This is a genomic window from Agrococcus sp. TSP3-2-1, from assembly GCF_049897585.1.
Taxonomy (GTDB): Bacteria; Actinomycetota; Actinomycetes; order Actinomycetales; family Microbacteriaceae; genus Agrococcus.
Window position 1 is genome coordinate 120,575 of record NZ_JAFCWN010000003.1, and the last position, 12,387, is coordinate 132,961.

The window sequence follows — 12,387 nt, forward strand, 5'->3', positions numbered from 1 at the left end:
GCGGGCCTGTGGAGAGCCGCCGCGAGAACGCCTTGCCATATACCCCCAGGGGGTATATGTTCGCAGCATGAGCGGGACTCGACGAGACGAGCACGAGGCGCACGAGCACGGGAGCGCGCCGCTGCCGCACGAGCGTCACCAGCATCAGCACGCGGCCCACCAGCAGCACGAGCACGCGGCGCACGCCGAGCACACGCAGCACGCCGAGCACGCCGAGCACGGCGGGCACGGCGATCACGGCAGCCACGGCGATCACGCCGGCCACGCCGACCACGCCGACCACGCCGGCCACGTCGGTCACGGCAGCCACGGCGGCCACGGCAGCCATGCCGGCCACGGCGATCACGGCAGCCATGCCGGCCACGGCGACCACGTCGCCCTCTACCGGCGCCTGTTCTGGTGGATGCTCGCGCTCGCGATCCCGACGGTGCTGCTGAGCGACATGTTCGCGTCGATAGTCGGGTACGCCCTCCCGGACGCGCCCGGGCTGCGCTGGGTCTCCCCCGCGCTCGGCACCGTCATGTTCGTGGTGGGCGGCCGGCCCTTCCTGACCGGTGCGGTCGACGAGCTGCGCTCGCGCCGACCTGGCATGATGCTGCTCGTCGCGCTCGCGCTCACGACCGCGTTCATCGCGTCGTGGGCGGCGTCGCTGGGCTTCGCCGACCACCACCTCGACTTCTGGTGGGAGCTCGCGCTCCTCGTCGTCATCATGCTGCTCGGCCACTGGCTCGAGATGCGCTCGCTCGCGCAGACCTCGTCGGCGCTCGACTCGCTCGCGACGCTCCTGCCGGACGAGGCGGAGCGCGAGACGCCGACCGGCATCGAGCGCGTCTCCCCGGCCGAGCTCCGCATCGACGACGTCGTGATCGTCCGCCCCGGCGCGCGCGTGCCGGCCGACGGCGCGATCGTCGAGGGCGGCGCGAGCTTCGACGAGTCGATGATCACCGGCGAGTCGCGCGCGGTCGCGCGCAGTGCGGGCGACCGCGTCGTCGCGGGCACCGTCGCGACCGACTCGGGCGTGCGCGTGCGGGTCGACGCCGTCGGCGAGGGGACGGCGCTCGCGGGCATCCGACGCCTCGTCGCCGACGCGCAGGCGTCGACCTCGAGGGCGCAGCGGCTCGCCGACCGGGCTGCGGGCTGGCTCTTCTGGTTCGCGCTCGGCGCCGCCGCGATCACCGCCGTCGCGTGGAGCGCGCTCGGCGCCCCGGACGACGCGATCGTGCGCACGGTGACGGTGCTCGTGATCGCGTGCCCGCACGCGCTCGGCCTCGCGATCCCGCTCGTCGTCTCGATCGCGACCGAGCGCGCCGCGCGCGGCGGCGTCCTCGTCGCCGATCGGCTCGCGCTCGAGACCATGCGCCGCGTGGACGTCGTGCTGTTCGACAAGACCGGCACGCTCACGGCCGGCGAGCCGACGGTGCTCGACGTGCTCGCCGTCGACGGCGACGCCGACCGGGTGCTCGCGCTCGCCGCCGCGGCGGAGCGGCCGAGCGAGCACCCGCTCGCCCGCGCGATCGTGCGCGCGGCCGAGCGAGCCGCGCTCGACGTGCCCGACGCATCCGACTTCTCCTCCTCCCCCGCGGTGGGCGTCACCGCTGTGGTGGAGGCAGCGCGCGTGCGCGTGGGTGGCCCGCATCTGCTCGACGAGGAAGGTGTCGCCGAGCTGTCCGCCGTCGATGCGTGGCGCGCGGAGGGCGCGATCATCCTGCACGTCGTCGTCGACGGGGAGGTCGTCGGCGCGCTTCGGCTCGCCGACGCGATCCGGCCCGAGTCGAGGGAGGCCGTGGATGCGCTCCATCGGCTGGGCGTCGAGGTCGCGATGGTCACGGGCGACGCCGACGCGGTCGCCCAGTCGGTCGCGCGCGAGCTCGGCATCGACCGCGTCGCCGCGAATGTGCGCCCCGAGCACAAGGAGCGCGAGGTCGCCCGGCTGCAGGACGAGGGGCGCACCGTCGCCTTCGTCGGCGACGGCGTGAACGACGCGCCCGCGCTCGCGCGCGCCGATGTGGGGCTCGCGATCGGCGCCGGCACCGACGTCGCGATCGCCTCTGCCGACGTGATCCTCGCGAGCTCGGATCCGCGGAGCGTGCTCTCGGTCGTCGAGCTCTCGCGCGCGAGCGCCCGCAAGATGGTGCAGAACCTGTGGTGGGCGGCGGGCTACAACCTGCTCGCCGTGCCGCTCGCGGCCGGCGTGCTCGCTCCCTTCGGCTTCGTGCTGCCGATGTCGGTCGGAGCGCTCCTCATGTCGCTCTCGACGATCGTCGTCGCCCTCAACGCGCAGCTGCTCCGCCGCCTCGACCTCGACCCGGCCGCGAGCGCCGCCCGCGTGCTCGACGCAGCGCCCTCGGCGCCCGCTCGGCAGGAGGCGGATACCGTGTCGGCATGATGCGCACCCGACCGCCGCTGCAGGGATCGTTCGGAGCCGTCGCCTCGACGCACTGGCTCGCATCGTCGAGCGGCATGTCGGTGCTCGAGCGGGGCGGCAACGCGGCCGACGCGGCCGCGACGGCGGGCTTCGTGCTCCACGTCGTCGAGCCGCACCTCAACGGCCCCGGCGGCGACCTGCCCGCGATCGTGCGCGTGCCGGGCCGGGAGCCGCGAGTGCTCGCCGGGCAGGGCCCGACGCCCGACGCCGCGACGATCGAGCGGATGCGCGCCGAGGGCATCGAGCACATCCCCGGCACCGGCCTCCTCGCGGCCGTCGTGCCCGGTGCGGTGCCCGCGTGGCTCACCCTGCTGCGCGACCACGGCACGTGGACGCCCGGCGACGTGCTCGCCTACGCGATCGAGCTCGCCGAGCGCGGCCACCGGGTGCTGCCGCGCGTCGCTCGCACGATCGCCGGCCGCGCCGAGTTCTTCCGCGAGCACTGGCGCGCCTCCGCCGAGCTCTGGGCCGACCCGGCGCCCGAGCCGTGGGACGTCATCCGCAATCCCGTGCTCGCCGGCACGTACCGCCGGCTCGCCGACGCGGGCAGCGGCCTCTCGCGCGCGGCCGCGTGCGACGCGGCGATCACCGCCTGGAGCGAGGGCTTCGTCGCGGAGGCGATCGACCGGCACTCGCGGCACGCGGCGATGGACTCCTCGGGCGCGGCGCACGCGGGGCTCCTCACGGGCGACGACCTCGCCGCGTGGCGCCCCTCGTGGGAACCGACGACGTCGATGCCGTGGCGCGGCACCACCGTGCACAAGGCGGGCGCGTGGTCGCAGGGCCCCGCGATGCTCGAGGCGCTCGGCATCGTCGAGCCGCTCCTGCCCGAGCGGGCGGATGCGTTCACGGCCGACCTCGTGCACGTCGCGGCCGAGGCGATGAAGCTCGCGCTCGCCGATCGCGACGCGTGGTTCGGCGACGGCGCCGACCTCGACCGCCTCCTCGACCCCGCCTACCTCGCCGAGCGCCGCGCGCTCATCGGCGACCGGGCCTCGCTCGAGCTGCGGCCCGGCGCGCTGCGCGACGAGCCGCGCCTCGCGGCCGTGCGGGTCGCCGAGGAGGCGCCCCGCACGCCCCGCTCCGGCACGGGCGAGCCGACGCGCGGCGACACGTGCCACATCGACGTCGCCGACAAGGACGGCATGGTCGTCTCGGCGACCCCGTCTGGCGGCTGGCTGCAGTCGAGCCCGACGATCGCCGAGCTCGGCTTCTGCCTCGGCACCCGCGCCCAGATGCTCTGGCTCGAGGAGGGCCTGCCCACGAGCCTCGCCCCGCGCATCCGCCCCCGCACGACCCTCTCGCCGACGATGCTCGTCGACGACGACGGCGCGGTCGCCGCGCTCGGCACGCCCGGCGGCGACCAGCAGGACCAGTGGCAGTTCGCGATGCTGCTCGGCATGCGCGTGCTCGGCCTCGATCCGCAAGCGGCGATCGACGCGCCCTCGTGGCACCTGACGCACCTCGTGTCGTCGTTCGAGCCGCGCGTGTGGGAGCCGGGCGGCCTGCACGTCGAGTCGCGACTCGGCGAGGCGGTCATCGACGACCTGCGCTCGCGCGGGCACGTGGTGACGGATGCGGGGCCCTGGTCCCTCGGTCGCCTCTCGTTCGCGTCGCACGAGCCGGGCGGACCGGGCGAGGGCGGCACGATCCGCGCCGCCTCGAACGCGCGCGACGAGCAGGGCTACGCCGCGCTGCGCTGAGCGCTAGGCGAAGATCTCGGAGATCGCCTCGACCGTCGCGGCGTCGAGCCGGCCTTCGCCGGCCGCCGCGTTCTGCGCGACCTGCTCGGGCTTCGTCGCGCCGGCGATGACGCTCGTGACCGCCTGCTGCGCGAGCAGCCACTGGAAGGTCACCACGAGCATCGAGCGACCGGTGCCGCGCACGACCTCCTCGTAGCGCTCGAGGCGGGCCCAGTCGGCCTGCTCGAGCAGCTGCGGCTTGAGGCGCGTGAGGCGCGCGTCGGCGGGCGACGACTCCTGCGAGTACTTGCCGGTGAGCAGCCCGTTCGCGAGCGGGAAGTAGGGCAGGAAGCCGAGCCCGGCCTCGAGCACCGCGGGCAGCACGTCGCGCTCGACGCCGCGCTCGACGAGCGAGTACTCGTCCTGCGCCGTCGAGAAGCCGTTGGGGGTCGCGACGGCGGCCGCCTCGCGGATCTGCTCGGCGGAGAGGTTCGAGTGGCCGTAGGCGCGGATCTTGCCCTCGGCGACGAGCTCGTCGAGCGCCTCGACGGTCTGCTCGATCGGCGTCACCGGGTCGGGCGTGTGCAGCTGGTAGAGGTCGATGTGCTCGACCTGCAGGCGGCGCAGCGACGCCTCGACGGCCTTGCGGATGTAGCCGCGGGCCCCCTTCGCGCCCCACTCCTCGGTGCCCTCGATCGCGAAGTCCTGGTGGCCCCACTTCGTCGCGAGCACGATCCTGTCGCGTGCGGCGCTCCCGGCCTTCGAGAGGGCGACGCCCATGAGCGACTCGGAGGTCGTCGCGGGGTTGCCGTAGATGTCGGCGGTGTCGAAGAGCGTGATGCCGTGGTCGATCGCGGCGTGGATGACGGCGTCGGTGCCCGCTTGGTCCTCGGTGACCGTGCCCTTGCGGCCGAAGTTGTTGCAGCCGAGCCCGATGGGCGAGACCTCGATGCCGGAGTTGCCGAGAGTGCGCGTCATGCGCTCAAGCCTAGATCGCGCGCGGGCGGCGATCCTGCACGGCTACCGGGCGGGCTTCGCGCTCCGCGCCGCCGACGGCTTGCGCGGCTTCGGCACCTGCGTCGCCGCGATCGTCTGCACGGTCTCGTGCAGCCACTCGAGGTCGCCGAGCCGGTCGACGTCGACGATCCCGTAGGGCTTCGAGCCCGGGTACGCCTCGCCGCGCGCGAGCGGCTCGGTGAGCTCCGCCGCCTCCGGCACGAGCTTCAGCAGCAGCGTGTCGTCGCACACGAACGCGAAGATGCGGTCGTCGCAGTAGAGGGCGTGCTCCCCGAACATCGGCTGCAGGCGGATCGGCAGCGGGTCGAGGGCATCGAGGATGCGCTCGAGCGTCTCGGGCCGGTTCGGCATGCGTCGATCATGGCACCGGCCGCTGCCGGGTGTCAGACCTGCTGGAGCACTCCGGAGCGCTCGACGACCTCGAGCGCGAGGGTCTTGTAGCCCTCCTCGTCGAAGAGCACCGTGATGCGGTCGCCGTCGTCGCTCACGACACCGCCCTCACCCCACGACTCGTGCCGCACGCGCTGGCCCACGGCCCAGTCCCCTGCGGAGTCGGACGACGCATCCGCCGACTCGCGCGCCTCCTCGATGCGCTCGGCCGAGCCCGAGCGGCACGTGTCGCACGCGCCGCACAGCTCGGGCAGCTCCTCGCCGAAGTAGCCGAGCAGGAACCGCCGCCGGCAGCCGCCCGTCTCTGCGTAGCCGCGCATCATCTCGACGCGCGAGCGGTCGACGCGGCGCCGCGCCTCGGCGATGCGAGCCGCCTCCTCGACCGCGGGCTTGACCGTGCCCTCCCGCCACACGAGGTCGCCGTCGTCGGTCGTCTCGACCGCCCCCGCTTGCTCGAGGAGGTTGACCGCCGAGGTGAGCCGGCTCGCGCCGACGTCGAGCCGCTCGCGCAGACGCTCGGGTGGCACGGGCTGCTTCGCGCGCCGGACGCGCGAGGCGACCGCCGAGAGCATGTCGACATCGGCTCCGCCGCCCGTCCGGAAGCGGTGCACGCCGAAGTCCTCCTGGCGGTGGAAGAGCGCCGCGAGGGCTGGTTCGCCGTCGCGGCCGCCGCGCCCGATCTCCTGGTAGTACGAGTCGAGGGAGTCGGGCGGCGCGGCGTGCAGCACGAAGCGCACGTCGGCCTTGTCGATGCCCATGCCGAACGCCGACGTCGCGGCGACGACCTCGGCGCTGCCGTCGCTGAACGCGTCGTGGACGCGCTCCCGCTCGACCCGCGACATCCCCGCGTGGTACGACTCGGCGCGCACGCCGGCCTCGGCGAGCGCAGCGGCGTAGCGCTCGGCGTCCTTGCGCGTCGCGACGTAGATGAGCCCTGGCTTCGCCTCGGCGATCGCTCGCTCGACGATCGCGTCGCGCTTGGCGTCGTCGTCGCTGTGCCGCTGCACCTCGAGGAAGAGGTTCGGGCGGTCGAAGCCGCGCACGACCTCGCGCGGCTCGCGCATGCGCAGCCGCTCGACGATCTCCTCGCGCACGGGCGGCGCGGCGGTCGCGGTGAGCGCGACGGTCGTCGGGTGCCCGAGCGCCTCGACGACGTGGCCGAGCCGGAGGTACTCGGGCCGGAAGTCATGGCCCCACGCCGAGACGCAGTGCGCCTCGTCGACGACGAGCAGTGACGGCTGCAGCTCGCGCAGCCGCTCGAGCACCTCGTCGCGCGCGAGCTGCTCGGGGGCGAGGAAGACGAACTCGGCGTCGCCCGCCTCGAGCTCCTCCCACGCCTCGCGGTTCTCGCCGACGCGCTGCGAGGAATTGACGGCGACCGCTGGGTCGGCGCCCATCTCCTCGAGCTGCTCGACCTGGTCGCGCTGCAGCGCGATGAGCGGCGAGACGACGACCGTGAGCCCCTCGAGCAGGTTCGCGGCGAGCTGGTAGATCGCCGACTTGCCGTGACCCGTCGGCATGACGGCGAGCACGTCGTTGCCCTCGAGGGCGGCTTCGACCGCCTCGCGCTGCCCGGGCCGGAGGTCGTCCCAGCCGTACTCGCGGGCCGCGGCGAGGATGCGGTCCCCCGCCCTTCCCCGATCGGTACCGGCGGCCTGAGCGGTGCGCGAGGTGCGGGAAGGCATGCGGCGATGCTAGATCGCCCGCCTGATCGCGAGCCGCGCGGCGGACGGTCAGGGGCCCGCGCGCCGAGTCAGAACGGCGCTGGCGGCTGGTCGCCGGGCCAGGGCTCGGGCGGCGGCGGCGGGTCATCGCCACCGACGGGGGTGAGGAAGTACGCCATCCACTCGTCGAGCGGGACCTTGCCCGACATCATGCGGAGCAGCTCGGGATCCGGCGGCGGTCGATCGGCCCACGGGTGCCGAGACGGTGGCCCCGCAGGCGGCGGCAGCGCGGGCTCGAGCTCGGCGAACGTCGGCCCGATCGGCCGAGGCTCGTCGACGATCACCTCGCCGAGCGGCGACGTCCACTCGATGACGCCGTGGTCGAGCTGGCGCATGCTCCAGCGCGAGGCGTGCTTGAGCATGTGGTCGCTGCGGCACAGCGTCGCGAGGTTGTCGATCGACGTCTGGCCGCCCTGCGCCCACGCGATCGTGTGGTCGAGGTCGGCGCGACGCCCGCTGCACGCGCAGCCCGGCGTGCGACACCCGCCATCGCGCGCACGCAGCCAGCGCAGCTGCTCAGCGCTCGGCCGCCGGGAGTCGACCGTCACCGCGACGCCCGAGACCGGGTCGGTGAAGAGCCGCTCCCACATCGTCGCGCCGAGCGCGAGTCGCCGCGCGGTCTCGGGGTCGACGAGCACCCGGCCGTCGAGCGCCGCGGGGAACCGCAGCGCGGCCGGGTCGAGTGCCGGGCCGTCGCCGGGTCCGCCCGCGGCGATGAGCGTCGTCGCCGGGATGAGCACCGAGACGTTGCCGGTGAGGTTGTCGAGCCCGTGCACGCCATCGGGCACGACGCCGCCCATGACGACCTCGCACAGCGCATCGGCGCAGAACTGGTCGAACGTGCGCGGGTCGTCCTTCGGCTTGCTCCGCGCGGCCTGCGCGAGGCGGTCGACCATCGCCATGCCGCGCACGACGGGCAAGCGCGCGATGAGGTCACCCATGCCGTCGCCGACGTCGACGAACCGGACGCTCCGCTGCTCCCTGGCTCTGTCGTAGCGCTGCTGCAGCGGCTCGGTGAGCGCCGAGTCGACGATGCGCTTCGAGCGAGCCCGCAGCCGGCCGGGCGAGGTGGTCTCGGCAAGCGCGACGAGCTCTCGCTCGACCCGGCGCCGGTCGCCCTCGGGGGTGTCGCCGCTCGCGCGGAGGCCGCGCGTCTCGCCCTCGATCGCCCGCAGGTGCGCGAGCGTCATGCGGCCGGCAGCCGCCGACTCGTGAGCGGCAGGCAGCTCGGTGACGACCTGCCACGCCTCCTGCATGCGGGCCTCGACGCTCCGCCGCGACAGTCCCAGGGCGACGGCTGCGATCGACGCGAGCTCGCGCACTGCCATCGCGGTGTCTCCCGGGCCATCGAGGGCCCGCTGGACGTGCCGCGCCATGAGCGCGCGGCGCTCCCCCTCGATGCGAGCCGAGCGCAGCTCGATCGTGCGCATCCGGTGCGCGAACTCGTCGTCGGCGGCGAGCCGCGCGAGCTCCGGCGGCAGCGGCTCGTCGACGTGCGACAGCTCCCACGCGAGCATCGCGACGAGCTTGCCGCTGCGCACGAGCCCGAACGAGGCGCGCATCACGCGGAAGCCGCGTGCCTCCGCGTCGCGCTCGCGCAGCTCGAGCGCGAGCTCCTCGCCCGACCGCCCGAGCGGATCGAGCACGGCGCCGGCCCGGATGAGGGCGATCACCGCCCGGGCATCGACGCCGGCCGCAGTGAGCGCGGCGGCATCGAAGATGCCCTCCTCGTGCTCGGTGCCCTCGTGCATGCGCGCATCACATCACGGGCCACTGACATCGCCTCGAGCCTGTGGAGGACCGCCTCAGCCGGCCGCGACGAGTCGCGGATCCTGCACGACGAGCCGCAGCCCGCGCTCGCCGCGCGTGAGCGGCACGGACGCCGACGCCGCCCACTCGAGCAGCGCATCCGCCGTCTGGGCCTGCACGCCGGCGAGCGCGAGCGAGCGCACGAGCGCGCCCTTGCCCGCCTTGTTCCAGTGGTTGAGCGCCTTGCCCTCGGGCGAGACGATCTCGACCGGCTCGGCACCCGGCACGGGCGCGATCGCGGCGTACGCCTTCGAGCGCAGGTCGAGCGCGAAGCCCTCGATCGCATCGCCCGCGCACGACCACAGGTCGCGCATCCGCTCGCCCGGGAGCTTCGAGTGCTCCGACACCTTGTAGGCGGGGATGGCGTCGGGTGCGCGCACGAAGCCGAGCAGGGCCGACTGGATGACGACGTGGTCGTCGACCCATCGCCGCGCGGCAGCGGGCAGGTCGGCGGCGCCCAGCGCGTCGAAGAGCACGCCCGTGTACCGCTCGATCGCGGGCATCGTCGGCGCCGAGCGGACGGCGGCGTTGTCCGCGGCGGCGCGCGCCTTGGCGGGCGTCGAGACGTCCTGCCCCTCGGCGACGAGGCGGTCGAGGGCGGCGAGCGCCCGGGAACGGCCGACGGCCAGCCCGGGGAATCCCAGACTGGCCGTCGAGAGCGGCGCTCCCGTCCCGCCTGCCGCCTTCGTCTCGCTGGGCGGCAGCAGGACGATCACGCGAGCTTGGCGTTCCGCGCGACGATCTCGACCCGGTCGTGGTCGACCGAGAGGAAGCCGTCCTCAGCATCGACCGCGTGCACCGTGCCGGAGGCGTCGGTGACGCGCACCTGGCCCTCGGCGAGCACGGCGAGCACCGGCTCGTGACCCCGCAGGATGCCGATCTCGCCCTCGGTGGTGCGGGCGATGACCTGCGTGGCCTCGCCCGTCCACACCTCGGCCGCGGCCGACACGATGCTGACGGTCAGAGCCATCAGCCGTTCTCCTTCTGGATCTGCGCCCACTTGGCCTCGACGTCCGAGATCGCGCCGACGTTGAAGAACGCCTGCTCGGCCACGTGGTCGAACTCGCCCTTGGCGATCGCGTCGAACGACTCGATCGTCTCCTTGAGCGGCACCGTGGAGCCCTCGACACCGGTGAACTTCTTCGCCATGTAGGTGTTCTGCGAGAGGAACTGCTGGATGCGGCGCGCGCGGTTGACGACGATCTTGTCCTCTTCCGAGAGCTCGTCGACACCGAGGATCGCGATGATCTCCTGCAGCTCCTTGTTCTTCTGGAGGATCTGCTTGACCGTCGTCGCGACGCGGTAGTGGTCCTCGCCGAGGTAGCGGGGGTCGAGGATGCGGCTCGTCGACGTGAGCGGGTCGACGGCCGGGTAGAGGCCCTTCGACGCGATCTCGCGGCTGAGCTCCGTCGTCGCGTCGAGGTGCGCGAACGTCGTGGCCGGAGCCGGGTCGGTGTAGTCGTCGGCCGGCACGTAGATCGCCTGCAGCGAGGTGATCGAGTGGCCGCGCGTCGAGGTGATGCGCTCCTGCAGGATGCCCATCTCGTCGGCGAGGTTCGGCTGGTAGCCGACGGCGCTCGGCATGCGGCCGAGCAGCGTCGAGACCTCCGAGCCGGCCTGCGTGAAGCGGAAGATGTTGTCGATGAACAGCAGCACGTCCTGGCCCTGCACGTCGCGGAAGTACTCCGCCATCGTGAGCGCCGAGAGGGCGACGCGGAGGCGCGTGCCCGGGGGCTCGTCCATCTGGCCGAAGACGAGGGCGGTCTTGTCGAAGACGCCCGCCTCCTCCATCTCGTGGATGAGGTCGTTGCCCTCACGGGTGCGCTCGCCGACACCCGCGAAGACCGAGACGCCGCCGTGGTCCTGCGCGACGCGCTGGATCATCTCCTGGATGAGGACCGTCTTGCCGACGCCCGCGCCGCCGAAGAGGCCGATCTTGCCGCCCTGCACGTACGGGGTGAGGAGGTCGATGACCTTGATGCCGGTCTCGAACAGCTGCGTCTTCGACTCGAGCTGGTCGAACGAGGGCGCCTTGCGGTGGATCGACCAGCGCTCGGTGACCTCGAGCGTCTCGCCCTCGCCGAGGTTGAGCGGCTCGCCGATGACGTTGAAGACCTTGCCCTTGGTGACGTCGCCGACGGGCACCGTGATGGACTCGCCGGTGTCGCGCACCTCCTGGCCGCGGACGAGGCCGTCCGTCGGCTTGAGGGCGATGGCGCGGACGAGGTCGTCGCCGAGGTGCTGCGCGACCTCGAGCGTGATCTCCTGCGGCTCGGAGCCGTCCTGGAAGTCGACGGTCGTCTTGAGCGCGTTGTAGACCTCGGGGAGCGAGTCGTGCGGGAACTCGATGTCGACGACGGGCCCGGTCACTCGAGCGACGCGGCCGACGGCAGCCTGCTGCTGCTCGACGGGGGTGTCAGTGATGGTCATGTGCTTGCCTTTCGTGGCTACTTCGCCGAGGCGAGGGCGTCCGCGCCGCCCACGATCTCGGAGATCTGCGTCGTGATCTCGGCCTGGCGCGCGTTGTTGCGCAGGCGGGTGTAGTCGATGATGAGCTTGTCGGCGTTGTCGGACGCCGACTTCATCGCCTTCTGCGTCGCGGCCTGCTTGGCGGCGGCCGACTGGAGCAGCGCGTTGAAGATGCGGCTCTCGACGTAGACGGGCAGGAGCGAGTCGAGCACGAGCGCGGGCTCGGGCTCGAACTGGTAGAGCGGGAAGTGCTCAGCCGAATCGGCGCTCTCGGCCTCCACGATCTCGAGCGGCAGCAGCCGCACGGTCGTCGGGTCCTGCGTCATCATGCTGACGAAGCGGTTGTAGACGACGTGGATCTCGTCGACCTGCTCGGAGACGTAGGCCTCGAGCACCGCCTCGGCGATCTCCTGCGCGAGCTCGGGCGACGGCACGTCCGACTGCCCCGTCCACTCCCGGATGTACGGGCGCTGGCGGAACTTGAAGTAGCCGACGGCCTTGCTGCCGACCAGGTAGTGGTCGACCTCCTTGCCCTCCGCCTCGAGCTTCGCGCGCAGCTCACCCGCCTCCTTGAGGATCTGCGAGTTGAACGCGCCCGCGAGGCCGCGGTCCGACGTGACGACGACGATCGCCGCCCGCTTGAGCTCGGTGCGCTCCACCGTGAGCGGGTGCGGCTCGTTCGAGAACGTGGCCACCGCGCTCACGGCGCGCGTCAGCGCCCGTGCGTACGGGTTCGACGCCTGCACGCGGGCGAGCGCCTTCTGGATGCGCGACGCAGCGATGAGCTCCATCGCCTTCGTGATCTTCTTGGTCGACTGCGCAGACTTGATCTTCTGCGTGTAGACCCGGAGCTGGGCTCCCATTCCGCCTC

Annotated in this window: 10 protein-coding genes; 2 read left to right on the plus strand and 8 right to left on the minus strand. The window is 73.2% G+C overall.

Going from position 1 to position 12,387, the window contains the following annotated elements:
- The first annotated feature begins 67 nt into the window (after positions 1–67).
- Positions 68–2,386, plus strand: coding sequence for a heavy metal translocating P-type ATPase (locus ACP7BI_RS05305; RefSeq protein WP_425844222.1), 2,319 nt, complete (start codon positions 68–70; stop codon positions 2,384–2,386).
- Complete coding sequence (locus ACP7BI_RS05310; protein WP_425844224.1) at positions 2,383–4,128, plus strand: gamma-glutamyltransferase family protein; 1,746 nt, start codon at positions 2,383–2,385, stop codon at positions 4,126–4,128. Before ACP7BI_RS05305 ends, ACP7BI_RS05310 begins: the two co-directional genes overlap by 4 nt.
- A 3-nt stretch (positions 4,129–4,131) precedes the next feature.
- On the opposite strand, the gene ACP7BI_RS05315 is transcribed toward ACP7BI_RS05310, so the two are convergent.
- The 8 genes from ACP7BI_RS05315 to ACP7BI_RS05350 all read right to left on the minus strand — a co-directional run bounded on the left by ACP7BI_RS05315 (position 4,132) and on the right by ACP7BI_RS05350 (position 12,379).
- Complete coding sequence (locus ACP7BI_RS05315; protein ID WP_425844226.1) at positions 4,132–5,085, minus strand: aldo/keto reductase; 954 nt, start codon at positions 5,083–5,085, stop codon at positions 4,132–4,134.
- Between the two features lie 42 nt (positions 5,086–5,127).
- Positions 5,128–5,475 carry a TfoX/Sxy family protein gene (locus ACP7BI_RS05320; RefSeq protein WP_425844227.1) on the minus strand — a complete coding sequence of 116 codons (348 nt, stop codon included), beginning with the start codon at positions 5,473–5,475 and terminating at the stop codon, positions 5,128–5,130.
- A gap of 32 nt (positions 5,476–5,507) precedes the next feature.
- Entirely contained in the window at positions 5,508–7,199 is a 1,692-nt protein-coding gene (locus tag ACP7BI_RS05325) for a RecQ family ATP-dependent DNA helicase (protein ID WP_425844228.1), read from the minus strand.
- Positions 7,200–7,267: 68 nt separating this feature from the next.
- The gene (locus ACP7BI_RS05330) at positions 7,268–8,989 is read right to left on the minus strand and encodes a DUF222 domain-containing protein (RefSeq protein ID WP_425844229.1); all 1,722 of its coding nucleotides are present in this window, start codon (positions 8,987–8,989) and stop codon (positions 7,268–7,270) included.
- 54 nt (positions 8,990–9,043) lie between these two features.
- The gene (locus tag ACP7BI_RS05335) at positions 9,044–9,763 is read right to left on the minus strand and encodes a YaaA family protein (protein ID WP_425844230.1); all 720 of its coding nucleotides are present in this window, start codon (positions 9,761–9,763) and stop codon (positions 9,044–9,046) included.
- Positions 9,760–10,017 (minus strand): F0F1 ATP synthase subunit epsilon, encoded by a 258-nt coding sequence (locus ACP7BI_RS05340; RefSeq protein WP_021011161.1) that lies wholly within the window; start codon positions 10,015–10,017, stop codon positions 9,760–9,762. Before ACP7BI_RS05340 ends, ACP7BI_RS05335 begins: the two co-directional genes overlap by 4 nt.
- Entirely contained in the window at positions 10,017–11,477 is a 1,461-nt protein-coding gene (atpD, locus tag ACP7BI_RS05345) for a F0F1 ATP synthase subunit beta (protein WP_211449840.1), read from the minus strand. Before atpD ends, ACP7BI_RS05340 begins: the two co-directional genes overlap by 1 nt.
- A gap of 17 nt (positions 11,478–11,494) precedes the next feature.
- Entirely contained in the window at positions 11,495–12,379 is an 885-nt protein-coding gene (locus tag ACP7BI_RS05350; protein WP_211449842.1) for a F0F1 ATP synthase subunit gamma, read from the minus strand.
- Between the last annotated feature and the right edge of the window lie 8 nt (positions 12,380–12,387).

Coding starts and splice junctions, on each gene's coding strand:
- ACP7BI_RS05340 (WP_021011161.1), bottom strand. CDS start 10,017: ATGGCTCTGACCGTCAGCATCGTGTCGGCCGCGGCCGAGGTGTGGACG.
- ACP7BI_RS05330 (WP_425844229.1), bottom strand. CDS start 8,989: ATGCACGAGGGCACCGAGCACGAGGAGGGCATCTTCGATGCCGCCGCG.
- atpD (WP_211449840.1), bottom strand. CDS start 11,477: ATGACCATCACTGACACCCCCGTCGAGCAGCAGCAGGCTGCCGTCGGC.
- ACP7BI_RS05320 (WP_425844227.1), bottom strand. CDS start 5,475: ATGCCGAACCGGCCCGAGACGCTCGAGCGCATCCTCGATGCCCTCGAC.
- ACP7BI_RS05325 (WP_425844228.1), bottom strand. CDS start 7,199: ATGCCTTCCCGCACCTCGCGCACCGCTCAGGCCGCCGGTACCGATCGG.
- ACP7BI_RS05350 (WP_211449842.1), bottom strand. CDS start 12,379: ATGGGAGCCCAGCTCCGGGTCTACACGCAGAAGATCAAGTCTGCGCAG.
- ACP7BI_RS05310 (WP_425844224.1), top strand. CDS start 2,383: ATGATGCGCACCCGACCGCCGCTGCAGGGATCGTTCGGAGCCGTCGCC.
- ACP7BI_RS05315 (WP_425844226.1), bottom strand. CDS start 5,085: ATGACGCGCACTCTCGGCAACTCCGGCATCGAGGTCTCGCCCATCGGG.
- ACP7BI_RS05305 (WP_425844222.1), top strand. CDS start 68: ATGAGCGGGACTCGACGAGACGAGCACGAGGCGCACGAGCACGGGAGC.